18 protein-coding genes and 1 other RNA gene are annotated in these 26787 nt (G+C 74.1%); 11 read left to right on the forward strand and 8 right to left on the reverse strand.

The features are described from left to right. Positions 1-10 precede the first annotated feature (10 nt). The 7 genes from Q8791_RS08040 to Q8791_RS08070 all read left to right on the forward strand — a co-directional run bounded on the left by Q8791_RS08040 (position 11) and on the right by Q8791_RS08070 (position 5604). Entirely contained in the window at positions 11-1009 is a 999-nt protein-coding gene (locus tag Q8791_RS08040; RefSeq protein WP_330090972.1) for a helix-turn-helix transcriptional regulator, read from the forward strand. 10 nt (positions 1010-1019) lie between these two features. Beyond that, a complete protein-coding gene (locus tag Q8791_RS08045; protein ID WP_330090973.1) occupies positions 1020-1883 on the forward strand; it encodes a Nif3-like dinuclear metal center hexameric protein in 864 nt (287 codons plus the stop codon). 111 nt (positions 1884-1994) lie between these two features. Then, positions 1995-2756: a zinc ribbon domain-containing protein gene (locus Q8791_RS08050; RefSeq protein WP_330090974.1), complete on the forward strand. Its 762-nt coding sequence runs from the start codon at positions 1995-1997 to the stop codon at positions 2754-2756. Then, positions 2753-3391 (forward strand): histidine phosphatase family protein, encoded by a 639-nt coding sequence (locus tag Q8791_RS08055; RefSeq protein ID WP_330090975.1) that lies wholly within the window; start codon positions 2753-2755, stop codon positions 3389-3391. Before Q8791_RS08050 ends, Q8791_RS08055 begins: the two co-directional genes overlap by 4 nt. A gap of 57 nt (positions 3392-3448) precedes the next feature. Further along, positions 3449-3836, forward strand: an RNA gene (gene rnpB / locus Q8791_RS08060) — RNase P RNA component class A. A gap of 555 nt (positions 3837-4391) precedes the next feature. Beyond that, positions 4392-5132, forward strand: coding sequence for a S1 family peptidase (locus tag Q8791_RS08065; RefSeq protein WP_330090976.1), 741 nt, complete (start codon positions 4392-4394; stop codon positions 5130-5132). Positions 5133-5457: 325 nt separating this feature from the next. Then, positions 5458-5604: a hypothetical protein gene (locus tag Q8791_RS08070; protein WP_330090977.1), complete on the forward strand. Its 147-nt coding sequence runs from the start codon at positions 5458-5460 to the stop codon at positions 5602-5604. On the opposite strand, the gene Q8791_RS08075 is transcribed toward Q8791_RS08070, so the two are convergent. The 3 genes from Q8791_RS08075 to Q8791_RS08085 all read right to left on the reverse strand — a co-directional run bounded on the left by Q8791_RS08075 (position 5556) and on the right by Q8791_RS08085 (position 11578). Beyond that, complete coding sequence (locus Q8791_RS08075) at positions 5556-7925, reverse strand: bifunctional SulP family inorganic anion transporter/carbonic anhydrase (protein WP_330090978.1); 2370 nt, start codon at positions 7923-7925, stop codon at positions 5556-5558. The genes Q8791_RS08070 and Q8791_RS08075 overlap by 49 nt on opposite strands. 347 nt (positions 7926-8272) lie before the next feature. Next, positions 8273-10594 (reverse strand): hypothetical protein, encoded by a 2322-nt coding sequence (locus tag Q8791_RS08080; RefSeq protein WP_330090979.1) that lies wholly within the window; start codon positions 10592-10594, stop codon positions 8273-8275. A gap of 354 nt (positions 10595-10948) precedes the next feature. Further along, on the reverse strand, positions 10949-11578 hold the full coding sequence (locus tag Q8791_RS08085; protein WP_330090980.1) for a YbhB/YbcL family Raf kinase inhibitor-like protein: 630 nt from the start codon (positions 11576-11578) through the stop codon (positions 10949-10951). A 279-nt stretch (positions 11579-11857) separates the two neighbouring features. Between Q8791_RS08085 and Q8791_RS08090 the strand changes: the two genes are divergently transcribed. After that, a complete protein-coding gene (locus Q8791_RS08090) occupies positions 11858-15139 on the forward strand; it encodes a BTAD domain-containing putative transcriptional regulator (RefSeq protein ID WP_330090981.1) in 3282 nt (1093 codons plus the stop codon). Positions 15140-15220: 81 nt separating this feature from the next. Here the strand turns inward: Q8791_RS08090 and Q8791_RS08095 are convergent, their stop codons facing one another. Both Q8791_RS08095 and Q8791_RS08100 read right to left on the reverse strand, forming a co-directional pair. Beyond that, entirely contained in the window at positions 15221-16054 is an 834-nt protein-coding gene (locus tag Q8791_RS08095; protein ID WP_330090982.1) for an ABC transporter permease, read from the reverse strand. After that, positions 16051-17028: an ATP-binding cassette domain-containing protein gene (locus tag Q8791_RS08100; protein WP_330090983.1), complete on the reverse strand. Its 978-nt coding sequence runs from the start codon at positions 17026-17028 to the stop codon at positions 16051-16053. Before Q8791_RS08100 ends, Q8791_RS08095 begins: the two co-directional genes overlap by 4 nt. Before the next feature lie 145 nt (positions 17029-17173). On the opposite strand from Q8791_RS08100, the gene Q8791_RS08105 reads away from it, so the two are divergent. Together Q8791_RS08105 and Q8791_RS08110 are read left to right on the forward strand one after the other, a co-directional pair. Further along, positions 17174-17761, forward strand: coding sequence for a PH domain-containing protein (locus Q8791_RS08105; RefSeq protein WP_330091120.1), 588 nt, complete (start codon positions 17174-17176; stop codon positions 17759-17761). Positions 17762-18147: 386 nt separating this feature from the next. Next, a complete protein-coding gene (locus Q8791_RS08110; RefSeq protein WP_407941973.1) occupies positions 18148-20034 on the forward strand; it encodes a PH domain-containing protein in 1887 nt (628 codons plus the stop codon). 123 nt (positions 20035-20157) lie between these two features. Here Q8791_RS08110 and Q8791_RS08115 read toward each other — a convergent pair whose 3' ends face one another. Together Q8791_RS08115 and sepH are read right to left on the reverse strand one after the other, a co-directional pair. Continuing rightward, on the reverse strand, positions 20158-21570 hold the full coding sequence (locus Q8791_RS08115) for a carboxylesterase/lipase family protein (protein WP_330090984.1): 1413 nt from the start codon (positions 21568-21570) through the stop codon (positions 20158-20160). Between the two features lie 373 nt (positions 21571-21943). Next, on the reverse strand, positions 21944-23515 hold the full coding sequence (sepH, locus tag Q8791_RS08120; RefSeq protein WP_330090985.1) for a septation protein SepH: 1572 nt from the start codon (positions 23513-23515) through the stop codon (positions 21944-21946). Between the two features lie 571 nt (positions 23516-24086). On the opposite strand from sepH, the gene Q8791_RS08125 reads away from it, so the two are divergent. Next, positions 24087-25157 carry a hypothetical protein gene (locus Q8791_RS08125; protein ID WP_330090986.1) on the forward strand — a complete coding sequence of 357 codons (1071 nt, stop codon included), beginning with the start codon at positions 24087-24089 and terminating at the stop codon, positions 25155-25157. A gap of 177 nt (positions 25158-25334) precedes the next feature. Here the strand turns inward: Q8791_RS08125 and Q8791_RS08130 are convergent, their stop codons facing one another. Continuing rightward, complete coding sequence (locus Q8791_RS08130; protein WP_330090987.1) at positions 25335-26633, reverse strand: D-arabinono-1,4-lactone oxidase; 1299 nt, start codon at positions 26631-26633, stop codon at positions 25335-25337. Positions 26634-26787 lie beyond the last annotated feature (154 nt).

Raw genomic sequence — 26787 nt, forward strand, 5'->3', positions numbered from 1 at the left:
ACCTGGAGCCATGAGCGAATCGGTGCGCAAGGGGATGCCCCAACGGCTGCTGCGCCTGCTGTCCCTGCTGCAGGCCAGACGCGAGTGGAGCGGCGCCGAACTCACCGAACGCCTCGGCGTCAGCGCCCGCACCCTGCGCCGCGACGTCGAACGCCTCCGCGACCTCGACTACCAGGTGGAGGGCACACCCGGTGTCGCGGGCGGTTACCGCCTCGCCTCCGGGCACGACCTCCCGCCCCTGCTCCTGGACGACGACGAGGCCGTCGCGATCGCCCTCGGCCTGGTCACCGTCACCGGCGTCCAGGAGAGCGCACTGCGGGCCCTGGCCAAGCTCGAACGCGTCCTGCCCGCCCGCCTGCGACCGCGCCTGGCGGCGGTTCGGGACACCACGTCGTCGGTCGCCCACCCCGCGGCCCCCGTCGGAGCCGACCCCGCCGTGCTCGGCATGCTCGCGGCCCACCGCCGCGACCGGGTGGTCACCGACTTCGACTACCGGGACCGGGCGGGAACCCTCCGGGCGCGCCGGGTCGAACCCCACCACCTGGTCTCCCACGGCGGGTACTGGTACCTCATCGCGCACGACACCGACCGCGACGACTGGCGTACCTTCCGGACCGACCGCATCAGCGGGCCCCGGGCCACCCACGGGAGGTTCACCCCCCGGGAACTGCCCGCGCCGGACCCCGCCACCCACCTCGTGAGGACGTTCGCCTCGGCGACCTACCTGCACACCACGCGGATCACCGTCCGGTTGTCCGCGGAGGAGCTCCGCTCACGCCTGTACGGTCCCTTCCCCGGCTGGATCGAACCCCTCGGCCCGGACACGTGCCTGGTCAGGATCAGTACCGACTCCGTCGACCTGGCCTGCCAGTACACGCTGGCCGTGCTGGCCCCGGGCGCCGGGTTCGACCTCGACGCACCGCCCCGGGTCGCCGACCGGCTGCGCGCCCTCGGCGTCCGGCTCGGCAGCGGCGGCGACCGCTTCGCCGGGGACCCCGGAGGGCGCTAGTCTCAAGGCCGTGAGCTCCTCGACCCCGCACCCCAGCCTCTCCGACGTGACCGCCGCCTTCGAGGAGGTCTATCCGCCCCACTGGGCGGCCTCCTGGGACGCGGTCGGACTGGTGGCCGGCGACCCGGCACAGGAGGTCGCGAAGGTCCTGTTCGCCGTCGACCCGGTCGACGCGGTCGTCGACGAGGCCCTCACGTGGGGCGCCGACCTGATCATCACCCACCACCCGCTGATGCTGCGCGGCGTCACGAGCGTGGCCGCCGACACCCCCAAGGGGCGGATCGTCCACCGGTTGATCCGCTCGGGCACCGCCCTGTACACGGCGCACACCAACGCCGACACCGCCGCGCCCGGGGTCTCCGACGCGCTCGCCCGCGCGGTGGGGGTCACCGGACCGCTGCGCCCCCTGGACCCCGACACCACCGACCCGGAGGGCCGCCGCGGCATCGGCCGCATCGGCGTACTCGACCGCCCGGCCGTCCTGCGCGACTTCGCCGCCCAGGTGGCCGGCGCGCTGCCCGCGACCGCCGCCGGGATCCGCGTCGCGGGGGACCTGGACCGCATCGTGACCACCGTCGCCGTGTCGGGGGGAGCGGGGGACTCCCTGCTCGGCGCCGCCCGCGCAGCCGGGGTCGACGTGTTCGTCACCTCCGACCTGCGCCACCACCCCGCCTCGGAGTTCGTGGAGAACCCGGGCGGGCCCGCCCTCGTCGACACCGCCCACTTCGCCAGCGAGTGGCCCTGGCTCGCGGACGGGGCGGCCCACCTCGTGGACGCACTCGGGCGCGCGGGGCGCTCCGAGGGCACTAACGTGGAGACACGCGTCTCGACGACGGTGACGGACGCCTGGTCACAGGCCTTGCCACACGTCTGAGAGCACACCGCCCCGCAGGGGGCGGCCCCGACACCAATTGCACAGAGCCGCACAGAGTAGGGCGCGGGCGGCGTTCTTGCCTTCCCCAGCCATCCCAGGAGACGTGTACAAGTGAAAGCCGAACCCGCCGCACAGGCCAGACTGCTCAACCTCCAGGACCTGGACTCAGAGCTCCAGGTCCTGGCCCACAGGGCCCGCACCCTGCCGGAGACCGCCGAGGCGGCCCGGCTCAAGGAACGCGCCGACCAGCTCGAGACCGACCTGATCGCCGCACAGACGAAGGTCTCCGACGTCGAGCGCCAGCAGCGCAAGGCCGAGAGCGACGTGGACCAGGTGCGCGTCCGCGCCGACAGGGATGCCAAGCGCCTGGAGTCGGGCCAGATCACCAGCGGCAAGGAGCTGCAGAACCTCCAGTCCGAGATCGCCTCGCTGGGCCGCCGCCAGGCCGAGCTGGAGGAGGTCGTCCTGGAGGTGATGGAGCGCGCGGAGGCACTCGACGCCACGGTGACCCGTCTGGCGGCCGAGCGCGAGGAGGCCATCGCCAAGCACACCGAGGTGCTCGCCCGCCGCGACACCGCGGCAGCCGAGATCCAGTGGGACCGCACCCGCGTCACCCAGGACCGCGAGCGTGTGGCCGGGGAGATCCCCGCCGACCTGCTTGCGCTCTACGACAAGCTGCGCGGCCAGTACGACGGTGTGGGCGCGGCGCCGCTGCGCTACGGCCGGTGCGGGGGCTGCAAGCTCTCCCTGAGCACCGTCGAGCTCAACGAGATCCGCTCCCACGCCGCCGACGAGGTCGTGCGCTGTGAGGACTGCCGCCGCATCCTGGTGCGCACCGAGGAGTCCGGGCTGGGCGGCCAGGCCGAGCAGTGAGCACCGGCTGGGGCGCCCCCGACACCGCTCCGACCCGGCTCGTCCTGCTCCGCCACGGGCAGACGCCCCTGTCGGTGGAGCGGCGTTTCGCGGGTCGGGGCGACATCCCCCTCACGGAGGAGGGCCACGCCCAGGCCAGGGCGGCCGCACGCCGCCTGGCCGCGTGGCCGATCGACGCGGTGGTGTCGTCTCCGCTGCTGCGTGCCACCGACACGGCGGCCCGCGCGGCGGAGGCCCTTGGGCTCCCGGTCGAGGTGGACGGGGGGTTCGTGGAGACCGACTTCGGCGCCTGGGAGGGGCTGACGTTCGCGGAGGCCCGCGAGCGCGAGCCCGGGGCCGTGGACCGCTGGCTGGCCGACCCCGAGGTGGGTCCGCCGGGCGGGGAGAGCTTCGCGGAGGTCGCCCGCCGGGTCGGCGCGGCCCGGGGCGCGCTCGTCGAACGCCACCGGGGGCGTACCGTCCTGCTGGTCACGCACGTGACCCCCATCAAGCTGACGGTGCAGCAGGCCATGCTCGCCCCGCTGGCCGCGCTGTACCGGATGCACCTGGACACCGCCTGCCTGACCGAGGTGGACGTCTACTCCGACGGGCCGATGGTGGTGCGTTCCCTCAACGACACCGCCCACCTGGACTGAACCGGTGTCCGGGGCGGGCCGGGGGACGCCCGGAACGGCGTAGAATGCGGGGCGAGGGGAGTCGGCCAGACGGTCGCGGACCGCGCCAGGTGCGCGGGTTCGAGGAAAGTCCGGACTCCACAGGGCAGGGTGGTCGGTAACACCGACCCGGGGTGACCCGCGGGACAGTGCCACAGAAAACAGACCGCCACCGCTCGCGGTGGTAAGGGTGAAACGGTGGTGTAAGAGACCACCAGCGGCCGGAGCGATCCGGACGGCTTGGTAAACCCCACCCGGAGCAAGGTCAAAAAGGGAGCCTCCGGGCTCCCGCGCGGATGTTCGAGGGCGGCCCGCCCGAGTCCGCGGGTAGACCGCACCGAGGTCGCCGGCAACGGCGGCCCCAGATGGATGACCGTCCGGTCCCCTCGGGGACCGACAGAATCCGGCTTACCGGCCGACTCCCCCTCTCTCTTGGCGTCTGACCTGCGCATGCCCGGATATCCGCTCGCAGGTCCTCCTCCACCGACACCTCTGTTCATCTGCGGATGTCCTGCCCTGTCCGGGCTCGACCCGGGACGGATCCGGGACGAGCCGAAGGGCCCGCGGCCTGCTCCTGAAGAGGACGGTCGGTGGCGAACGAGCCCAGGGAGCCGACCCCGCTCGGCCGGGTCTCCCGGCCGGGCGTTGCACGTGGCCGGGAGTTCGACTCGTCGGCCACCGCGTCCAGGTCCTCGCGGGAGTGGACCGACAGTCGGTGCCCTTGGGGAAAGCCCTCCTTCGTCGGTCCTCCAGGGCTCGGCGGGGGCGACTTTCGTCTGGGCGGGTTGGCTCTCGCGGTCGATGTCCCGACGGGGCCGGCCCCTCTAGGTTCGTGTGTGACGGCAGGCAACGGCGTGCTCACACGCACAACCGAGAGGACGGGTCGGACATGGTCGGCATCCGCGGGAACCGGAACGGGCGAAGCCGGGGGCGAGTGGCGGCGGTCGCGGGGGCGGTGGGAGCCGCGTCGCTCCTCGGCCCGATGGCGTTGACCGCTCCCGCGTCCGCTGTCATCGGCGGGGTGGACGCCACCGAGGAGTACCCGTTCGCGACCGCCCTGTTCGACGACCAGGGCGTGCACTACTGCGGGGGTTCGCTGATCGATGAGCAGTGGGTGCTCACCGCCGCCCACTGCTCCGACTTCGACCTGCTCCCGACGGAGAGCATCTCCGTGCGGGTGGGCAGCGACAACCGGGAGGAGGGCGGCAGCGAACGCGAGGTCGTCGAGGTGGTCCAGCACCCGGACTACGAGGCGCGGGACGTCAGCGACGACCCCGACTACCCCCACTCGTTTCTCCTGGTGCGCAAGGACATCTCGCTGCTGAAGCTGGACTCCCCGGTCGAGCAGACCCCCGTCCGCATCGCCGAGGACCGGCCGGAACCGGGTGCGCGGGTGCGCGCCCTGGGCTGGGGCGTGGTCGACGAGCTCGGCCAGGAGCCCAAGCCGGAGATCCTGCAGCAGCTCGACACCGAGATCGTGCCCGACGACCGCTGCGCGGAGCTCGACGGCGACCTGTGCTCCGAACACCCCACCGATGAGGCGCAGGTCTGCTCGACCGACTCCGGCAGCCCCCTGATCCGCGGCAGGGAGGGCGACTGGGAGCTGGTCGGCTTGACCAGCCGCGACGGAGACTACGACGAGAGCGTGGCCTGCGTGGGCCCGTGGGTCTTCACCGAGGCGGCGCAGCACGGCGACTGGGCCGCCGGCACGGTGGGGACGTAGCCCGGCCTTCGGCCCCGGCGTCTCCCGTCGAACAGCCGTGCGTCGGACCGTGCCGGGTCCGTGTGGCTCACCGCCCGATTCCGCACCGCCCGATTCCGCACCGGCCGAGTACGCGGCGCCCGGCGCGTGTGGGGGCGGTGGGGCGCGGGAAGTCCTATGGGTACAGGCATACAGCCTGCCGGTCATGGCCCAACGACCGCGTGCACCGATAGATTGGCCCTTGCGCTCCATACCCCGGGCCGAGTGCCGGAGCGCGTGCGCCCGTGGGCCGACGACCGGGGTCGGCGGCCCGACGGGCATCCGCGTTCACGGGAATGGGTGACTCTTGTTCGACTCCACCGTCTTCTGGGTGGTCCTCTTCGGACTACCGGTCCTGGCCATCGTGGCGATCGTCATGCTCGCCTCCTACCAGGCCTCGGGTGTTCAGCAGGACGAGCGCGACGACGCACCCGGAGACGAGTCCAGCAGCTGAGCCGTGTCCGCGTCCGACCTCGGGTGCGGAACGGGATCGCTGACGTCCTGGACGCCCTGCACGGGGGAGAACTCCCCCGTCACGGCGTCCAGCAGGTGCACCCTCGCCGTCTCCAGGTCGTAGTACATCCCCGACAGCTCCAGGTCGCCCGACTCCACCCGTTCGCGCACCACCGGGTAGCCCATGAGGTTGCCCAGCTGCTCCTCCACGTTGGCCTGGGCGAGCCGTCGCAGGGCCTCCGCGGCGGGCAGGCCTGCCAGGGCCCCCGTCTCCTCACCCGCACGCACCAGGCTCTGCTGCCCGTTCGCCAGCCAACTGCACATGTGCGAGGTCTCCGCGTCCCCCGGCTCCAGATGGGCCTTCTCCAGCAGTGCCTTCATGGCGCCGCAGTGCGAGTGGCCGCACACCACGATCGACGGCACCCGCAGCACGTTCACGGCGTACTCGACCGCCGCGCCCACCGACACGTCCCCGGGGGTCCCCCGAGGCGGCACCAGGTTGCCGACGTTGCGGACGGTGAACAGGTCGCCGGGGCCGCTCGCCGTGATGAGGTTCGGTACCACCCGTGAGTCTGCGCAGGTGATGAACAGCGAGGTCGGGTGCTGCCCGTGCGACAGCCGGCCCATGAGCGACCGCATCCGGTCGGCGGTGCTGGAGTGGTACTCGCGTGCGCCGGCCGTGAGCAGGCCCACCGCGTTCACCTCCCTGGGGGTCTCCTCGGACTCCCCGCGCATGCCCCACGGCGCCCACCAGCGCGCCAGGCCGCCTGGCCCGGTCTTGGCCGCGGGCGCGGAACGGGTGGAGCTGCGTTCGTACCACTTCTCGTGGACCTCGTCGATGTCGACGGCGCCCCCGGTGCGCTCGTGGTCCACGCGCCAGGCGTGGATGGCCTCGAACGCAGCGTGGTCCATGAAGTCCACGTGCAGGTCCAGGTCGACCGCGGCGCCCTCGGGGATGGTGCGCAGCACGTGCGCGAGCCTGGGCACCCCGAGAAAGGTGAGCGAGCCGTGCACGGTGACGTGGACGCGGTCGTCGCGCTCCTCGGTGGTCACTGTCAGCTTGGTGAGCCTGCGCAGGGACACGATCATGGCCAGCGCGAAACCGAGGAAGACCCCCTCCAGGAGCCCCAGGAACACCACGCCGAACAGGGTCACCAGGTACACGCTGGCCTCGTGGTGGCGTCGCAGGTCGCGCAGGTGGGCGACCGAGACCATCTGCACGCCGATGAACACCAGCAGCGCTGCCAGCGCGGCCATCGGGATCAGCTCGACCACGTGCGCGAAGAGGGCGACGAACAACAGGATCCATACGCCGTGCAGGATGGTCGACCGGGGCGTGTGCCCCCCGGCCCGGACGTTGGCGGTGCTGCGCACGATCACGCCCGCCACGGGCAGCCCGCCCAGGGCGCCGCTCACGGTGTTGGCCGCGCCCTGGCCGAAGAGCTCCCGGTTGAGCATGATCCGGCGCCCGTTGTGCAGGCGGTCCACGGCGATCCCGGCGAGGAGCGACTCGACGCTGGCGACCAGGGCGACCGTGGCCACGGCCACCGCGATGCCGTGCCACTGCCCGGTCTCGGGCAGCATCGGCCCGTTCCAGGCGTCGGCGAGGGAGTCGGGGAGCACGACGGTCTCCACGTTCCAACCGCCCGCGGTCGCGATGACGGTCGCGGTGCCGACCGCGACCAGCGCGGCGGGGACCATGGCCGGGCGCAACCGTCCGATGGACGGCAGCTTGTTCCAGGTGAACATGATCGCGATGGTGATGACGCCGACGGCGACGGCGGCGGAGTGGTTGTGCGCGATCTGGTCGGGAAGGTCCGCGAGGTTGGCCAGCGCCGAGCTCTGCGGCGCCCCGCCCAGGACCACGTGCAGCTGGGCGAGGGCGATGGTGACGCCGACGCCGGCCAGCATGCCGTGTACGACGGCGGGGGAGACGGCCAGGGCCGCGCGGGCGATGCGGACCGCCCCCAGCGCGAGCTGGACCAGTCCGGCGAGCAGGGTGATCAGGCACGTCACCCGCCACCCGTAGGTCGCGATGAGGTCGGCGACGATGATGGTCAGTCCGGCGGCGGGGCCGCTGACCTGCACCATGGAGCCGCCGACGAGCCCGGCGACGATGCCGCCGACGACGGCGGCGATGATGCCGGCGATGAGGGGGGCGCCGGAGGCGACGGCGATCCCCAGTGACAGTGGGACGGCGACCAGGAAGACCACGAGCGAGGCGCCGACGTCGGCGGCGACCCCCCTGCGGTCCTTGTGGCTGCCCGGTGGCGCCGCGGCGGGCGGTGCGTCGGGCTGTACTCCCTGGGCGTCGTTGCGCATGGTTGCTCCATTCGGGTTGGACCAGGCAAGTGATGCGTAGGCGCACGAGGACGACGGTGTCCGTTTGGGGGGTGTGCGGGTGAACGCGCGTACATGGCGAAACCCCGAAGGGTCGCGTCTCAATCACCAACTGTAGTCAACTTTTGTGGCGCAGTGTGACGTGCTGTTGTGAAGCCGGTGACCATCTTCCCGACTTCACATGGCGTCGGGATAAACCCGGGCGGAGAAAAACACCGAGGTGGCGGGAGTTTCCCGCCACCTCGGTGGTGTGAAGCGGTGGAGCGCGGGCGGAGGCCGGGCAACGAGTGCCGGTCACCGCGTGTCAGAGTCGTGCGGTCGGTGTCAGGTCAGTGGAAGCGGCCGTCCTCGTAGCCGCCCTCGTACCGCTCCTGTCCGTACCCGCGCTGGTCGTAGGGCTGCTCCGGGGGGTACGGGCCCGGAGCCTGCGGGCCCGGGGCCTGCGGACCGTTCGGCCGCCCCTCGTCGCCCTGCTGCTGCCACCCCTCCAGGGGCGGGTAGCCCCCGTAGTCGGGCTGCTGCGACTGCCGTGGCGGGTAGGAGCCGCCCAGCATGTCGTCGTACGCGCTGCCGGGGCCGTTGGGGTCCGACGGGCGCCCGAACTGGTCGCTCCGGCCCGGGTAGCCCCCGTAACCGGACGGGATGTCGCCGCGCACCTGGTCGGCCGGGTAGCCCCCCGTGGGCGGCGCGGGCGGGTACCCCTGTGGGCCGCCCGGGAACGGCTGGCCGTCCTGGCCGCCCTGATAGGACGGGCCGCCGGGGCCGCCGGGGCCGCCGGGGCCGCCCGGGTACCCGGGCCGGCCGACCGGTCCGCCGTTGAACGGGGACGGGGTCCCGGGCACGGGCGCCTCGCGGTCGGGACCTCCCGGCAGACCTGGCGCCGCCGGCCCGCCGTAGGAGCCGTGGCCGCCCGGGAGCCCGGGTCCGCTTCCGAGCCCGCCGGGAACGGTGGGCGCGCTCGGGGAACCGAACGTGCCGCCGCCCTCACCCCACAGGGGTGTGTTGCCGTCGGGGTAGGAGGGGGACTGGTGGGTCCCGGTGTCGTACGAGGATCGCGTGTGGGTGCCGGTGTCGTAGTCGGAGCGGTTGAAGGAGTCGGTGTCGTAGGTGGGGCGGGTGTGGTTGCCCGTGTCGAACTCCGGTCGTCCGGTGCCCGCGTAGTCTCCCCGGGCGTGGGTCCCGGTGTCGTAGGAGGGCCGCGTGTGGGTGCCGGTGTCGTAGTCGGAGCGGTTGAAGGAGTCGGTGTCGTAGGTGGGGCGGGTGTGGTTGCCCGTGTCGAACTCCGGTCGTCCGGTGCCCGCGTAGTCTCCCCGGGCGTGGGTCCCGGTGTCGTAGGAGGGCCGCGTGTGGGTGCCGGTGTCGTAGTCGGGGGGCTGGTGCGTTCCCGTGTCCCAACCGCCCTCGGACCGGGGTGCGGACGGGTAGCCGCCGCCCAGCGGGTCCGCGGGGCCGCCGCCGAGCGGGGGCGTGCCGCCGGTGGCGGGCGTGCCGCCCTGGACGCCGCCGTACCCGAAGTCGGAGCGCTGGTGCGCGCCGGTGTCCATGCTGGACCATATCGGCGAACCCGCGTCCGAACCCTGTGACGGGGTCGTGGACCGGAAACTCGGGGCGAGCGGGTCGCTCGCGGCCGGGCGTTCCGCGCCGCCCTGGCCCGGGTAGTCCGACCGGCCCAGCGGGTCGCTGTCGTAGGGAGAACGGCCGCCGAGCGGGGAACCCGTCCCCGCCGGTCCGGAGCCGCCGAGCGGGTCGTGCGTGTCGGAGGACGCGGCCAGGGGGTCGGTCCGGGGCTGGGTGTAGGAGGAGCCGGGCGACCAGGAGCCGGAACCGAGCGGGTCGTCGTCACGGGGCGCGGAGGCCGCGGGCGCGGCGTGCTGCGCGGGCTGTACCGGCGGCAGGCCCTGCGTGGGCGCGATCCCCTGCGTCGGGGGCAGCGCCGCGCGCTCCGGGCGCGGCGGCAGCGCGCGCTCGTCCAGGCCGAGGGGGTCCGTGGCGGCCGCGGGGGGCTGTCCGTGCCGGCCGGGGCGTCCCGTCCGGTCGTCCGCCGGGGGGAGGTTGTCCTGCCCCTGCCCCAGGCTCGCCAGCATCGCCAGGTCCGCGCTGGGGCCGGACCCCGTCGCCGCGGGCAGGACCGTGGTCGCACCGGGCGGTCCCGACTGCTCCTCGAAGTCCTCGTACCCGTCGTCGTAGTCGTCGTCCTCGTACTCGTACGCGGTGACGTTGGCGCCTGCGTCCTCGCGGTCGTCGCGGTCCCCGCGGCGGCCCCGGGGCTCGGAGGAGCGCTGGGCCGGGCCGTCCTCGCTCAGGCTGGACCAGAAGTCGTTGTCGGACAGGCCGTCCGCGTCGTCATCGTCGCCCCAGTCGTCCTCGCGCTTGCGCCGGCCCTTGGAGCGCCGTTCGGACCGGCCGCCACCGTCCTGGTGCGAGCGGCGCGAACGCCCGCGCGGCGCGGGCTCCTCCTCGTCGCGGTCGAGGTCCCTGTCCTGTGCGCGGTCGGGGGCGCGACCGGTGTCCTCGGTGTCGTCGTACTCGTATTCGTCGTCGTAGTCGTCCTCGCGGGAGCCGACGCTCAGCGCGCGCATGCCCAGCAGGAGCAGGACGAGCACGGCGAGCACGACGATGACGGCGATGATGATGATGACGGTGACGGTCATGGTGTACGCACTACCTTGGGGAGGTCGGCCGCGCCCGGATCGCACCGGGGACCGGAGTGTCGGGAACCGGCCGGGGATGTCCGGCGGCCGCCTGGTGCCGTGATGGCCCGGTCTGTCCGACCTGCGTGGTGCGAGGGGTGCAGGTGGTCCGGTGCGGTTTCAGGTCGGTGCGCCGCGCGGCGAGTGGACGGGAATCGGTCATCTGAAATGGGGCGAGGGGCACTGCCCCACTGTATGCGCTGTCGCGCCCCGTGTGCAGAGGGCGATGGATGCTTCCTGGCGAATCCCCGGGGCCCCGCCGGCGCGGAGCCACCCGGCTTTCGGAGCGTCAGAACACGGCCGTTATGACCTATTTCACTCGCTGGTGGTGACCAGCGACCCGCGGGCGACCGCCTGGTCGGCGATCGCGTCCAGGGCCGCGTCCAGCGACGCGCCCTCCGGCAGGTCCAGCGGGTTCTCCAGCGCGTACACCGTGAACCGGTACTCGTACGACGACTCGGGCTCCGGGCACGGCGCTCCGTACTCGGCGACGCCGCTGGAGTTCTGCGCCTGCTTGGCGTCGGCCGGAACGATGTTCTGCCGCAGCTCCACCAGCTGCGGGTCCAGGTCGTAGACCACCCAGAACACCTGGGCGACCTGGGGGTCGTCCACCACCAGCGCGATCGAGCCCGCCTCGTCGGGCAGCCCCGACCAGCTCAGCGGAGGCGAGTACGCCTCCTGCTCGCCCTGCTCCTCGCCGTCCTCGCCCTCGGGGGCGGCGCCCTCGCAGGTGTAGGCGGCCGGAAGCGGCTGTCCCTCCTGCATGAGCGGGCTGGTGACGTTGATGTCGTCGGGCATGTCACCGTTCTGCCCCGGGGCGAGGATGCCGCAACCCGTGGTCAGGACCAGTGCGGCCCCCGCCGTCACCGCGCCCGCGAGCGCTACGGGGGACGTGCGGGCCGTGCGCGCACCGGTGGACCGGGGGGAGGGGAGGGCCGGGAACAATGGGAACTCCTGCTGGACTTTCGGGCCGTGGAGGCGGGACTCGCTGTGAACCGGCACGGCGTCGGGAGGTCACCCGGCGCCGGACTCGGGGAGGGAACGCGCGGGAGCCGCGACAGGGCACCGGCTACACGTTCCTGAGCGAACCCTACTGTGGTCAGGCGGGAGTTCGGGCGACCGTCCCGGTCCGACGCCCCCGTACCCGCCCGTCGGGACCGGGGCGCGGGTGCGCCGGCGCGATATCCCCGCGCACTCTCCGGGCGGATCGGCGATCATGGGTCGGTGCGGTTCTCCATCCTGGGGCCCCTCCTGGTGCACGACGCGACCGGACGGCCCGTCACCATCGGCGGCGCGCGGCTGCGCGTCCTCCTCTCGCTCCTGCTGCTCAGCCCCGGACAGCGTGTGTCCGTCGAACGGCTCACCGACGGCATCTGGGCGGGAAACCCCCCGGCGGCGGCCGGGAACGCCCTCCAGGCACTGGTCTCCCGCCTGCGCCGCGCCCTGGGCGCGGGCGCCGTCATCGACGGCGACGGCACGGGCTACCGGCTGGCCGTCGACCCCGCACAGGTCGACGCGGACCGGTTCGAGGCCCTGGCCGGGCAGGGCAGGGGCCAGCTGGTCTCGGGGAGGGCCGCCGACGCCGACCGGGCCCTGGGCGAGGCGCTCGCCCTGTGGCGGGGCCCGGCCCTGTCCGACCTGACCGCCCACGGCATCGCCGAGGACATCGCGCTCGCCCTGTCCGAGACCCACCGGTCCGCCACCGAGGACCACCTCGCCGCCCGCGCCGACCTGGGCCACCACGCCGAGATCCTGCCCCGGGTCGAGGCGCTCGCCAGGAGGGAACCGGGCCGTGAACGCCCCGTCGAGCTGCTGATGCGGGTCCTCGCCGCGACGGGGCGCACCGCGGACGCCCTCGCCGCCTACGACCGCTTCCGGGCCGGCCTCGCGGACGGCCTGGGCCTGGACCCCTCGCCCCAGTTGCGCGACACCCACCTGCGGCTGCTGCGCGGCGAGTTCGACGCGCGGTCCCCGGCGCCCGCCGACCGGCCGCAGCTCCACCTGCCTGTGGCACTGACCAGTTTCGTGCCGCGCGACACGGAGGTGGGCACCGCCGTCGGCCTGCTCACCCGGGAGCGCCTGGTCACCCTGACCGGGCCGGGCGGGGCGGGAAAGACCCGCCTGTCGATCGAGGCGGCCGCCGCCCTGGCCGCACGCGCGCCGCAGTCGCTCGCCCGCGGCTGCTGGTTCGTCGAACTCGCCTCAAGGACGGGCGCCGACGTCCTGGAGGCCCTGGTCGGGGCCCTGGACCTGCGCCCGCACGCCATGATCCGGACGCGGTCCCCCTCCGTGCCGATGCCCCCGCTGGAGCGGGTGGTCTCCCACATCGGCGACCACCCCGCGCTCATCGTCCTCGACAACTGCGAACACGTCGTCGAGGACGTCGCCGGGGCCGTGGAGTTCCTGCTCGCGCGGTGCCCGCGCCTGCGTGTCCTGGCGACCTCACGGGAGCCGCTCGGTGTCCCCGGCGAACAGCTCATGCCCGTGCCGCCCCTGGCGCTGCCCCCCGAGGGCGCCGACGCGGGGAAGGCCGTCGCCTACTCCTCGGTCGCCCTGTTCGCCGAACGGGCCGGCGCGGTGCGTCCCGGGTTCTCCGTGACGCCGGACAACGTCGCCCATGTCGTCCGCGTCGTCCGGGAGCTGGACGGCATCCCCCTGGCGCTCGAACTGGCCGCGGCCCGGCTGCGCTCCATGACCACGGCGCAGCTCTCCGAACGGCTGGCCGACCGGTTCCGGCTCCTCACCGGGGGCAGCCGGGGGGCACTGCCGCGCCACCGCACGCTGAGAGCCGTCGTCGACTGGAGCTGGGAACTCCTCGACGAACCCGAGCGCAGGCTTCTGCGGCGCCTGTCGGTCTTCACGGCGGGCGCGACCCTGGAGGCGATCGAGAGGGTCTGCGCCGACCCCTCGCCGGACTCCTCCGCGGAGGGCAGCGTGGACGGCCGGGACGTGTGGACCGTCCTCTTCTCCCTGGTGGACAAGTCCCTCGTGACCGCCGAGAACCCGGCCAGGGACGACGCTCCGCCCCGCTACCGCCAGCTGGAGACCGTCCGCGCCTACGCGGCGGAGCGACTCGCACTCGGCGGCGAGGAGGTGCGCGTCCGCGACGCTCACGCCCTCCACATCCGGGACCTGTGGCGCATGGCGGACCCGCTCCTGCGCGGCCCCCGCCAGGCCGAACTGCTCGCGCGGCTGGCCCCCGAGTCGGCGGACCACGGCGCCGCCGTGCGGTGGGCGGTGGAGCGCCGCGACGCCGGGCTCGCCCTGGACCTGGTCGAGTACACCCAGTGGTACTGGACCCTGAGTGGATCCTGGCGCCAGCTCGGACGGTGGTCGGCGGCCGTTCTGGACATGCTCGGCGACCGGATCCCCGAGGGCCGTGCCCTCGCCTACGCCAGCTGCCTGTTCCACCGGGCCGGGGAGGGCGCGGCCGACAACGACGTGGCCCTGGGGCGCGTCCGGGAGGTCGAGGAGATCGTCGCCGCGGCGGGCGAGCGGATCGAGCGGCACCCCGTGCTCGTGTACTGCCTGCTGTACAGGGCGATGCTCCTGGGGCGGGCCGGGGACGCCCACGAGCGCCTTCTCGCGGCTCTGGACCAGCCCGATCCGTGGATGCGGGCCATGGTGCGCGTCCTCCTGTCCCTGCTCGACGCCGTCACCGGCCACACCGGGGAGTCGTTGGGCAGGGCGGAGGCCGCGCTGGAGGAGTTCCGCGCGTGCGGCGACGCCTGGGGCGGCTGCCAGGCGCTCGCCCAGGTCGTGGACGTCCACCGCTTCGAGGACCTCGAACGCTGCTGTGAGCTGCTGACCGAGGGGATACGGCAGGCGGAGGAGTCGGGGCTGACCGGGATGGCGGCGGTGTTCCGGGTCCGCCGGGCCCAGGCCCTGACCGACCTCGGGGACCTGGAGGCGGCCCGCCTGGACCTGACGGCGCTGTTCGACTTCGAGGGGCCGGTCCAGGACGAGCACATGGTGCTGCTGTGGCTGGCCGAGGCCCAGTGGCTCCGGGAGGCCGGGGAGCTGGAGCGTGCCCGCGCGGTCGTCGAGCGGCTGCGGGAGGAGCTGACCTGCCTGGGCGGGTTCTCGCCGGTGTACATCGAGGGAGGACTGGGGGTGATGTCCGCGATCCTCCACTGGCGGTCGGGTGAGCCGGAGGCGGCCTGGCGCGACATCGGCCGTGCGTGGTGGCTCGCCTCCCAGGGGCTGGGCCCCGTCTGCGCGGAGATCCTGGACGTCTTCGCGATGATGCTGGTCCGGGAGTCGCCGTGCCGGGCGGCCCGCGTGCTCGGCTACTCCGAGGCGCTGCGCGGCATTCCCGACAACACGACCCCGTACGTGGTGCGGGCACGGGAGCAGGCGAGGCGGGAACTGGGCGGGGCGGAGTACGAGCGCCTGGTCGCCGAGGCGCGGGGCACGGTCAAGGACGAGGTGCTGGCACGGGTGGGGGAGTGGCTGGCCCCCCTGGCGCCCGACGAGAGGTCCGGCGGCCGGGGCGACGACGGGTGACCGGCCGCGGGGGGGACCCCTGCACGCCCGCGCCGCCCCGGGGGCCGGGGCGGCGCGGTATCCGGAGGGGGCCGACGCCGCTCAGGTGCGGCGGCGGTACGCCCACACGGCGAGCGGGAAGAAGACCGCGGTGAAGATCGCGGACCACACCACCGTCCACAGGACCGGGCCCGTGGCGTCGCCGGTGCCGAGCATGAGGGCGCGCATGGCGTCCACGACGTGGGTGACCGGGTTGTTCGCGGCGACCACCTGCAACCAGCTGGGCATGTCCTCGGGGTTGACGAACGCCGAGCTGCTGAAGGTGAGCGGGAACATGAGGATCATCCCGAACGCCTGCACGGCCATCGGCGTGCGCACGATCATGCCGACGAACGCCGACATCCAGCACAGCGCGAAGGCGAACAGCAGCACCAGGGCCGCCGCCACGACCACGCCGCCCGCGCCGCCCTCCGGGCGGAACCCGATGAGGATGCCGACCAGGAGCACCATCACGACGGTGATCGTGTACCGGACCAGGTCGCCGAGGATCGCGCCGGTGAGCGGGGCGGAGCGGGCGATGGGCAGCGACCGGAACCGGTCGAAGATGCCCTTCTCCACGTCCTGGCTCAGCGAGAAACCCGTGCCCAGCGTGGCGAAGATGACCGACTGGGCGATGATGCCGGGCATCAGGAAGTCGCGGTAGGCCTGCCAGTCGCCCATCATCGCCTGTCCGAAGACGAAGACGAACAGCGTCACGAACATGACCGGTTGCAGCATCAGCCCGAAGACCTCTTCGGGGTTGGCCTTGATCTTCAGGACGCTGCGCCAGGCCAGCTGGAGACCGTTCTGGATCGTGCCCAGCGGTGTGATCCGCGCGGGGGTCGCCGGCGTGCCACCGGGTTCCGCCGGCCGCGTCCGGGTCGTTACGGCGCTCATGCCCTGGCCCCCTCGTCCACGGTCTCGTCCGTGGTCTTCTCCTCGTCCGCGGTGTGACCGGTCAGGGCGAGGAAGACCTCGTCCAGGCTCGGCTTGCGCAGCGACAGCTCGGCGACCGCCACGCCCTGCTCGTCCAGGCGGCGCACCACCTCGGGCAGCACGCCCGAGCTGGTGACCGGGACACTGGCGAGCAGCCCGTCGGAGACGACGGGCGTGCTGGTGACGGCCTCGATGATCCTCGCCGCCAGGGACAGCTGGCCGGTGTCCACCGTGCGCACTTCGAGCACCTGGTTGCCGGCCTGGTCCTTGAGCTCCTCCGGGGTGCCCCGGCTGATCATGCGACCGTGGTCGAGGACCATGAGGTCGTCGGCCAGCTGGTCGGCCTCCTCCAGGTACTGGGTGGTGAGCAGGACGGTCACACCGTCGTCCACCAGCCCGCGCACCACGTCCCACAGGCCGTTGCGGCTGTGCGGGTCCAGGCCGGTCGTGGGCTCGTCCAGGTACAGCAGTGCCGGGCGGCCGACCAGGCTCGCGGCCAGGTCGAGCCGTCGGCGCATACCGCCCGAGTAGGTCTTGGCGGGGCGGTCGGCGGCGTCGGTGAGCTCGAAGCGCTCGAGCAGTTCCGCGGCGCGGACCCGGGCCTGCGCCCGGTTGAAGCCCAGCAGGCGCGCGATGAGGATCACGTTCTGGGTGCCGGTCAGGTCGGCGTCCACCGCCGCGTACTGGCCGGTGAGACCGATCAGCCGCCGCACCTCGTGCGGCTGGCGGACCACGTCGTAGCCGCCGACCTCGGCGTGCCCGCCGTCGGGTCTGAGCAGGGTCGCCAGAATGCGCACCATCGTGGTCTTGCCCGACCCGTTGGGGCCCAGAACGCCCAGCACGGCCCCCGTCCTGGCAGTCAGGTCCACGCCGTCCAGGGCGCGTTTGCCCTTGAACTGCTTGACCAGACCCTCCGCGCGGATGGCGTCAGTCATCGTTCCTCCGTTTCAACGTCTGTTCACCAGTGTGGCGAGCTGGGCTGACAGAACGCTGACAGAGCCCCCGCGCCCGGCCGCGGCCCGTCCGGAGACCCTGTGGAGAAGGAGCTCCGAGTACGGAGGGCCTAAACTCGTGCAGGTGATGAACACCCCGCCGTACGACCCCATTCCCGACCCGGACCGGCCCCGGGCGGCCCCCGAACCAGGTGAGGGGGAGACCGCGCGGCTGCGGCCCCCGCAGAGCCGGGTGAGCAGCAGGGCGATCGGCGTGTGGACCCTGAGGATCCTGTTCGGGTCGGTGTTCACCCTGGTCCTGCTGAGCGCGGTCGCGTGGGGCGCGTCGTCGCTCGGCTGGGCCTGGATCCCCGGCTGGGCCGTGGACAACGCGTGGCTGCTGCCCGTCCTCTACGGGGTGTACGCGTTGCTCAAGGTGGCGATCGTGCCGTCCTGGCGGTACAGGGTGCACCGCTGGGAGGTGGCCGGGGACATCATCTACACCCGGGTGGGCTGGATCAGCCGCAGCTGGCAGCTGGTGCCGGTCAACAGGTTGCAGACGGTCGACCACACGCAGGGGTGGCTGGAGCGCGTGTTCGGCGTGGCCACGCTGGAGGTGCAGACCGCCTCCTACGCGGGGTCGTCCACGATCGAGGGCCTGGACGCCGGGCAGGCCCGCCGCCTGAGCGAGGACCTGGCCGTGCGCGCGGGCGCGCTGAGGGACGACGCGACCTGATGGGCACCGGGCACGGAGAGGACGAGCGCGAGGCACGGTACGGGCGCCGGGCCCCGGTGGACGGGTCCGCCGGGGGCTCCGACGCACGGCCCGCGCGGGGCGGCGGGGCACGGGACCGGGACGAGGCGGACGGGACGGACCGCGACCGGCAGGCGCCGGAGCCCGACACGGCCGCGCGACCACCGTCGGACCGGGCCGACACGACCGGTGGCTGGGTGGCGCCGGGGAGCACCTCCGCTTCCCGCCCCCCGGAGCACACGGCCGGGAGCGCCGTCCCCGCCGACCCCCCTCCCGGACAGCGCGGGTTCGCGCCCGCGGAGGGAGCGGAGCGGCAGGAACGGCCGACGGACTGGTCGGGCGGGTGGCCCCCGACCGGGCCCGGCGCCGTGCCGCCCCACGCACAGGGGGCGCCCCACACCGGACATCCCCGCGGGGAGGCGTCCCGCCCGGCGCCGCCCCAGGCGGTTCCGCCCCACGCGCCCGCTCCGCACGGGGAGCCCGCCCGGGGGGCGGGGCCGTACGCGGTCGGCCCCCGCCCGGGGCCTCCCGCGGGGGAACCCTGGGCGCCCCACGGAGCCCCGTCCCACACACCCCCTTCGCCCCCCGCGCCGGGGCACGGGGGCGCACCCGGCACGGCGGCACCCCGCGACTGGTGGGGGCCTCCGGCGGAGGGAGGCCCGAACCCGGCGGGGAACGCGGCGGCCGACCCCTGGGGGCCGCCCGGAGCGGAGTCCCTCCTCGCGCCGGAGCGGGTCCGCAGGATCAGCCCCCGGAGCATGGTCGTGGGCCCCATCAACCAGCTCAAGGGCCTGCTGGTGCCGATCGCGGCGGGTCTGGTCCTGGGCGGGTTCAACGCGTGGGTGCTGGGCGCCACGGGCGCGACCGTCGTGGCGTTGCTCGTCGGAGGGTTCGTCACCTGGAGGACAACCCGGTACGAGGTCGGTGAGGACCGGCTGGAGATCCGCAGGGGGCTGATCAGGCGCTCCCAGCGCACGATCCCCCTCGAACGCGTCCGCGGCGTCGATGTCACCAGCACGCTTCTGCACCGCCTCCTCGGCGTCGCCGTGGTGCGCATCGAGGCGGCGGCGGGCTCGGCGGCGGCGACCGAGGACGGCAAGCTCGACGCCGTGGCGGCGGACGAGGCCGAACGACTGCGCCGTGTGCTGCTGCACCGCAAGGCCGTCCTCACCGGACAGGAGACCGGGTACCGGGGCGCACCCGGCGAGGGGACGGGCCAGGCGGGGCCCGCGGAGCCGGTGCAGGGACAGGCGCCGGTTCCGGACGACGACACCGTCACCTACTTCGCCATGCCGCGCTCGTGGTACCTGTACGGGGCGCTCAGCCTGGGCTACCTGCTCACCCCGTTCGCCGTCCTGGCCACGCTCTTCGGCACGGTTCAGCAGACGTTGGGGGATCTCGCCAACGACTTCGTCGTGGACTGGCTGACCACCTCCGACCGGGGCTTCCTCCTGGTGGCCGCACTGGTCTTCGCGGGTGTGCTGGTGCTGTTGATGCCGGTGTTCGCCGTGGTCTCCTACGCCCTCACGCACTGGGGGTTCTCGCTCCGCGGACGCGACGGCTCCCTGGTCGCCGAGCGCGGCCTGTTCACCCGGCGCAGCGTCACACTGGAGAGGCGCCGTATCCGCGGCTACGAACTCCTGGACAACCCCCTCGAACGCACGCGCGGCGCGGTGCGGTTGCGCGCCATCGTCACCGGCCTGGGAGACACGGCCAACCGTGCGGTGCTGTTGCCGATAGGGCCCCGCCCCGTGGTCGAGGACGTCGTCGACCGGGCACTGGCCCTCTTCGGGGGCACCCTCGAGCGCCATCCGAGAGCCGCCCTGTTCCGGCGCCTGACACGGTCCGTCCTTCCGTTCGCCCTCCTCGCGGCGGTCGCCGCCGCTCTGGGAGCGGAGTGGCTCGCCGTGGTCGGCGCCGTGCTCGCCGTGCTCGGAATCCCCCTGGGCGTCGACCGCTACCGATCCCTCGGCCACGGCTACGACGGTGAGCGGGTGAGCGTCCGCTCGGGTTCGCTCAGCCGGGGCCAGGCGACGGTGGAGCGCTCGGCGGTGATCGGCTGGACCTGGACGCAGACCCTCTTCCAGCGGGGGTCCTCCCTGGCCGACCTCCAGATCACGGTGGGGGCGGGCGCCGGCGGCTACACCGCCCAGGACGCCTCACTGGACAAGTCGGTGGCCTTCGCCGCCCGGGTCACCCCGGAGATGGTGCGACCGTTCCTGGAGCCGCCCGGCGAGCCCGGCCGGAGGCACTGAACCCGCGTCCCGCCCCCCGCCCGGCCCTGTCCGGCAGCGCCGGACAGCGCCGGGCGGAGGAACCGCGGGGCGTCCTCACCGCCCGCGCCGGTGGAGCGGCCGCGCCGCCGAACCGGGCGGGGCTCAGCTGCCGTTCCACCCGCGGGGCGCGGATCCCCGGGTCCACACCGGCCAGCCCGGGTCGCCGGTCCGGACGAACTCCACCCAGGCTCCGTGCACCGCCCCGGCGAGGTCCTGGGGTGCTCCCGGCCCCGTCAGCGCCTCGGCGTCCGCCGTGCCCAACCGGTCGAACACGAACGGCAGCTCCATGCAGTGGGCCGCGCCGAGCCCCGCCGCCGATCCGCGCCAGCCGAACTCGTACACGTGCGTGGCCGCGCCCCGTCGTGCCCGCGCGTCCGCCACCCGCCGCGTGGGCCGCTCCAGCAGCACCTCGCCCAGGACGGCTCCCACCAGCATGCCCGTGCTCATCCCGGGACGCCGGGCGCGCAGCCGTCGCAGGGTCCCGGGACCGATGCCGAAGCGGACCGCGACCGCCGCCAGGACGGGCCGGCGCAGGGCGCGGTCCATCCCGGTCGGGGCCATCCACAGGCGGTGCTCCTCCGAGGTGGCACCCATGAGCAGGTCGAGGTGGTCGGCGGCGCCCGCGCGCAGCGCGTCATAGGGCGACCGGGGCACCAGGTCGCCGTCCACGGCGAGGGAGAAGGCCGGTCCGCCCGTGAGCGGACCGGCCCCGGACGCGACCCGGTGCTGGGCGGCCACCAGGTCCTCGGGGGCGGTCGCGGCGAACGCCTCCCGTGTGGCCGTGATCCCCAGCTCCTCGGCGACCATCCGGGTGATGCGGCCCGCCTTCTCCGGGGCGGCGGCGAGGAGCGGGCCGCTCTGGAGGATCGCGCGCCGCATCAGCCGCCCACCCTCGGGGTGCACGGCCAGCGCGGCGGTGGTGCTCGCCCCGGCCGACTGGCCCCCCGCGGTCACCCGGCCGGGGTCCCCGCCGAACGCCGCGATCTCCCGGCTCACCCAGCGCAGCGCCGCGAGCTGGTCCGCCAGGCCGAGGTTGAGCGGAGCCCCGTCCAGGACGGAGAAGCCCTCGCTGCCCAAGCGGTAGTTGACGGCGACGAACACCACCCCGTCACGGGCGAACGCCGTCCCGTCGTAGGCGGCCAGGGCGTTGGCGCCGCGGGTGAGGGCGCCGCCGTGGAACCACACCAGTACCGGCAGGGAACCGGGTGCGGCCCCCTCCGGCGCCCACACGTTGACGTGCAGGAAGTCCTCGCCCGGGATGACCACGGACGGCAGGATCTCACCGACCGCGCCCTCGTACGGCAGCTGTGGGGCGGTCGGTCCCGGTGAGACGGCTTCACGGACCCCTTCCCAGGGCTCGGGGGGCTCGGGGTGCGCGAACCTGCGCCGACCGGTCGGCGCGGCAGCGTAGGGAACTCCCAGGAAGCGGGCGACGCCGGAGCGGGCCGCGCCGCGCAGGCGCCCGGTGCTCACGCGCGCGGTGACCGCGGCGTCGTCGGCGGTCCGTTCTGTCATGGCGGGTCTCCAAGGGGGCGGTGTGGCCGGAGGGAGATCGTAGGGGAACCCGCCGGTGGCGGCCCCACGCGCCCCGGCCGGTCGGCGGGCCGCACCGGTGGTGGCGCGGTCGTCCGACCGTGCCCGCGCGTGCCGCAGTCCGGCGCAGCCCCCGCGCACCCGCCTCCCGCGCACCCGGGCCGGGCCGTCACCGGGCCCGCGCGGGCCGCCGGGAGGAGCGCGGTCCGTGGACGGCCGCGAACGGGCCCCGCCGCCGCACACAGGCCGCCCGCGCCGGGCCGGGAACGCCGGAGGGCGACCGTGCCGTGCGGCTCCGGTCGCCCTCCGGGGGAGTCGGGCGGGGAGCGTGTCGGCCCCCGCCGTCGGCCCCTGCCTACTCGTCCTTCTTGGATCCGAACATGATCTCGTCCCACGACGGGACGGAGGCGCGGCGGCCGCGGCCCTTGCGCTTGGCCGCGGCGCGGTCTCCGGCCCCGTTGGCGGCGGCCGGGACCGCCGCCGGGCTCGCCGGCGGCTGGTCCGCGGCGCGACGCGGGGTCCCCGTGTCGTTGAGGTCCATGGTGGCGCGACGACGGCGCGCGCCGGGGCGCGGCTGGACCGGGGGCTCGGCGGCGGGCGGCGCACCGTCGGGCTCCCCGGCGCGTGCAGCACGGTCGTCCAGCGGCCACTCGGGCGCCGGACGCCGCTCGGGGCGTCGGTGACGCTCCTCCGGGCCGGGGTCCGCGTACGCGGCGGGCGCCGGCGGTTCGGGTGCGGGACGCCGCTCGGGCTCGGGGCGCCTGCGGAACGGCTCGGGCTCGGCGCGCGGCGCCTCGAAGGAGGGCTCGGGGCGCTGCCCGCCCCGCCGTTCGGTGCGCTCGTCCCGCTCCCACCCGCGTTCGGTGGGCAGGCGCTCCCCGGGACGGCGCCCCGCGGGGCGCTCATCGGGGGAACGGTTCCCGAAGGGACGGTGCTCCTCCTCGTGGCGCCGGTCCGCGGGGTGCGCGTGGGCGGAGCGGTGCTCCTCCGAGCGGTACCGCGCCCCGGGGGCCAGGCCGTGGTCCCGTTCCGGGACGCCGTTCCGGTCGCGCTCCTCGGGGCCGGGCCCCTGGCGGTGGCGTTCGGCCTGCTCCGTGCCGGGGGCGTCGAAGCGCCGCCGACGGTCGTCGCGGACGGGATCGCCGAACCGGTCGGTCTCGGCCCGTGCGGCGGCCGTGGCCTGGCGCAGGGGTTCGTCCAGGGGGTCGTCCTGGACGGCCCGGCGGGGAGGGGCGTGGTCGGGGCGGCGCTCCGCCGCCGACTGCGCGTCCATGCGGGGCAGGTGCGTGGTGGCCTCGCTCCGGCGCGGGGCGAAGGGCGTCACGTTCGCACCGGGGGAGGAGAGCGGCTCCGGGTCCGGGGAGGAGAACCGCGCGGCCTCCTCGTCCGCGGGCGTGACGCTGTTGTGTCTGGGCTCGTACAGCCAGTGGGCGACGCGTTCCTCGCCGCCGTGCACGAACACGAGCTTGAGCTGCCACGAGCGGTCCTCGCGCTTCCACGAGTCCCACGCGGCGTCGCCGGTCTCCAGCTGGTGGGCGCCGATCCGCTTGGTGACCAGGTCCCCGAGAGAGGTCCCGGACGCGGCGTCGCCGTGCGCCCGCACGGTCGCGCGCTGTGCCTGCTGGGCGATGTACTCGCGTTCCTGGAGGACGGGTCCCTCGAACCAGCGGACCCGTTCGATCGGTATGCCGGAGATCTCGGAGATGGCCTCCGCGGTCTCGCCGGACCGGATGCGGGCCTGGATTTCCTTGGGGCGCAACGGATTCTCCACTTCGATCTCGTACTGGCCGAGCCGGGAGAACTGGCCGCGGACTGCGGCGCGGAGACGGTCGTCGACGGGCAGCGTGAAACGGGTTCCACGGCCGGTGCTGGCGAGCACCAGGTAGGTGCCGTCCTCGCTCACGGCCACGAGGCGAAGCTCGTGCATCGCCCTCCCTTTCGCGTCCCGTCGAGGGTAGGTCCCGCGACACGGCCCCCGCGTTCTCCAAGTCTGGTCGGCCGACAACTGTTCGGCCAGTACCGCGCCCGGCATGTCCGAACTGTGTGCCCGCCTCCCGTTCCGTGGCACTGGCCACGGTGGGAGCTGCCCCGGACACCCGGGGTACTCACGGTCGCTTCCGCTGCCAATCTTGGCACGATGACCCTTCGGCGACCGGGAGCGATCGGGGGGAATGTCGCCGATCCCGTGCGAAGGCTCCGCCGTGATGGTATCCCGGGCCTCCCGAATCCCCCCAGGTATAAGAAAAACTCCGATCTCGGGCCGATCTCAGTCCGGATGGATCCTCTCCGGGGCAAACCGACACGCCGAGGTCTATCGGAGAGTGACGCTTCTTATGTCTTGGCGTTACCGGAACTCTGCTGCCCTTAGGCTGAGTTATCCATCTATGAGCGAAATGTGATGTTTGGTGACTATGGGGCTGTATGCCCCACCACACGCGCATCCCGCGAGCACGAGTTCCCGTCGCGCCCCGCGCGGCCGACGAAGGGGGGACGACCGGATGGGTCGGACCGGACACGACGATGACGACGAGACGGAGGAGGGGGGCGGGAAGAAGCGGATCGAGCTGAGCGTCTCCCAGGTCGCGGGAGCGGGAGCCGCCACACTCGCGGCGGCCACCGCCGCCTCCTACCTCAACGTGTACGGCACGGTCGTCGGAGCCGCCGTCATGGCCACGCTCAGCACCCTCGTCAGCCCGCTCCTCCAGCACTGGTTCTCCCGCAGCGGCGAACAGGCCAGGCAGCTGGCGGGGAAGGCGGTCGGGCACACCGACGTCGCCCCGCCCGGGACCCCTGTGGCCCCGGGGGCGCCCGTGGCACCGTTCCCGGAGGAGATCTCCGAGTCCGGACTGCTGCGGGAGGTGTCCGAGGCGAGCTCTCCGACCGTCGTCCCCGACGACTTCGACGCCACCCGCACGATGGTCATGCCCTCGCTGGGAGTGTCCGACGACAGGGCCGGCGCACTCGGCGGCCCCGTGGGCCCCCCGCGGCGGATCGGCGCCCCGGACGGGACCACCCGGCTGCCGTCGGCGGACACCGGGACCGGCGGTTCCGGCGGAGCGGACGGGCGGGAGCGCCGCCCCGCCCGGCGCGGATGGCGCTCGGCGGTGATCCCGGCGGTGGCGGTGTTCGCACTGGTCATGATGGTGATCCTGCTGTTCGAGTTGTTCACGGGGCGGTCACTGACCGCCTGGACGCAGGGCACGGAGGAGCACACGTCCCCCACCCTGCTCGGCGGCTCCAGCTCGGGTCCTCCGGCGCAGGAGAGCGACCCCGAGACCCCTGACACCACGGAGGACGACACCGGGAGCACCGGCCAGGAGCCGGAGACCGGGACGCCGGGGACCCCGCAGCCCGACGACCCCGCGACCGAGGCGCCCGACGACGGCGCCGGTGACGGCGGCACGGGCGGCGACGGCGGCACCGGGGGGACGACCGAGCCCACCGACCCGCCGGTCGAGGAGGAGGACCCCCAGGACCCGGGCACCGAGCAGCCCGCACCCGGGACCGGTGAGGGAGGCGGACAGAACGGGGAGAACCCCGTCCCCGCCCCCGCGCCCCCGGCGGGCTGACCGCCGCGGGCGGAGAGCACGGACGGGCCCCGCGTCGACGCGGGGCCCGTCGGCGGTCCGGGAGTGACAACGCCGTCCGCCCGGGAGCGCCCGGGACGGGCGGCGCACGAACGCTCCCCCCGGGCGCGCGCCCGCGCTGAGCGCCCGCCGCCGCGCGGGCGGCCGGGGCCCGGGCCGTCAGCCGAAGACCCGGTCCAGGTAGTCGTTGCCGAACCGCCGCCGCGGGTCCACGCGGTCGCGCACCGCCACGGCCTCGCCCAGGCGCGGGTAGGCCTTCTCCAGGTAGGAACGGTCGCGCGTGTGCATCTTGCCCCAGTGCGGGCGCCCTCCCACGGACGTGAACACCGCCTCCAGGTCTGCGAAGTACGCCTCGTACGGCGTCCCCTTGTACATGTGCACCGCGACGTACGCCGTGTCCCGCCCGTAGGCGGTCGACAGCCACACGTCGTCGGCCGGGGCGAACCGCACCTCCACGGGGAAGCTGACCCGGTGGTCGCCCCGGTCCACGATCCGCCGGGCCTCGCGCAGCACGTCCACCAGGTGCTCGGCGGGGATCGCGTACTCCATCTCGACGAACCGCACGTCGCGCACCGACGCGAACACCTTGTGCGAGGTGTCCGTGTAACTGCGCGCCGACAGCGCCCGCGAGCTGATCTGGTTCACGGCCGGGACGGCCCCGGGGAACCGGCGGCACACGCGGTTCACCCCCTCGAAGACCGTGTTGGACAGGAAGTCGTCGTCCAGCCACGCCCTGAACCCGGACAGGGGGCGCGACGGGCCCTCCGCGGTGTTGTTGCGCTTGGTGTTGGTGTTCCCGGTGTGCGGGAACCAGAAGAACTCGAAGTGCTCGTTGGCCTCCCGTAGTTCCGGGAGCCTCTCCAGCACCTCGTCCAACGGCATAGGCTTCTCGCGCGCGTGCAGCAGGAACGCCGGGCGCACCGCCATCGTCAGCGCGGTGACCACTCCGAACGCCCCCAGGCCCACCCGGGCGGAGTGGAACAGCTCCGGATCCCGGTCCGCGGAGCACTCCACCACCGAACCGTCGGCGAGCACCATCTCCAGCCCGACCACCTGCGAGGCCAGCCCGCCCGCGTCCCGGCCGGTCCCGTGGGTGCCGGTCTGCACGGCGCCCGCCATGGTCTGCACGGCGATGTCGCCCATGTTGGCCAGGGCCACACCGTGCCCGGCCAGGACGTCGTTGAAGTCGCACAGGGGCAGCCCCGCCTCGACGGTGGCCGTGCCGGCCGCCGGGTCGACCGAACGCACACCGGTCAGGGAGGTGGGGGAGAGGAGGAGGCCGTCGGTGACGGCCACGTCGGTGAAGGAGTGCCCCGAACCGACCATGCGGACCCGCAGGTCCTCGGCGGCGGCCGAGGTGACCGCCGCGGAGACCGCCGCCGTTCCGCCGGGGGCCGCCGTACGTCGCGGGCGCGCCTGGTAGGTGCCCGACCATGTGTGCCAGATCACATCTGTCATGCGGCGACATTACCCACCGGTCACTTGTGCCGCCAGGGGTGCTTCCCGCGGAGGCCCCCCTGCCCCCGGCGAGGTGGGGCCGGGGAGGCCAAGACCACAGGGCGCTGACCCCGGGGGTCGCGCGAGCGGGGCCCGGGGAGCTGGTTTCATAAGG

It is taken from the genome of Nocardiopsis codii (genome assembly GCF_036327455.1).
Classification (GTDB): Bacteria; Actinomycetota; Actinomycetes; order Streptosporangiales; family Streptosporangiaceae; genus Nocardiopsis; species Nocardiopsis codii.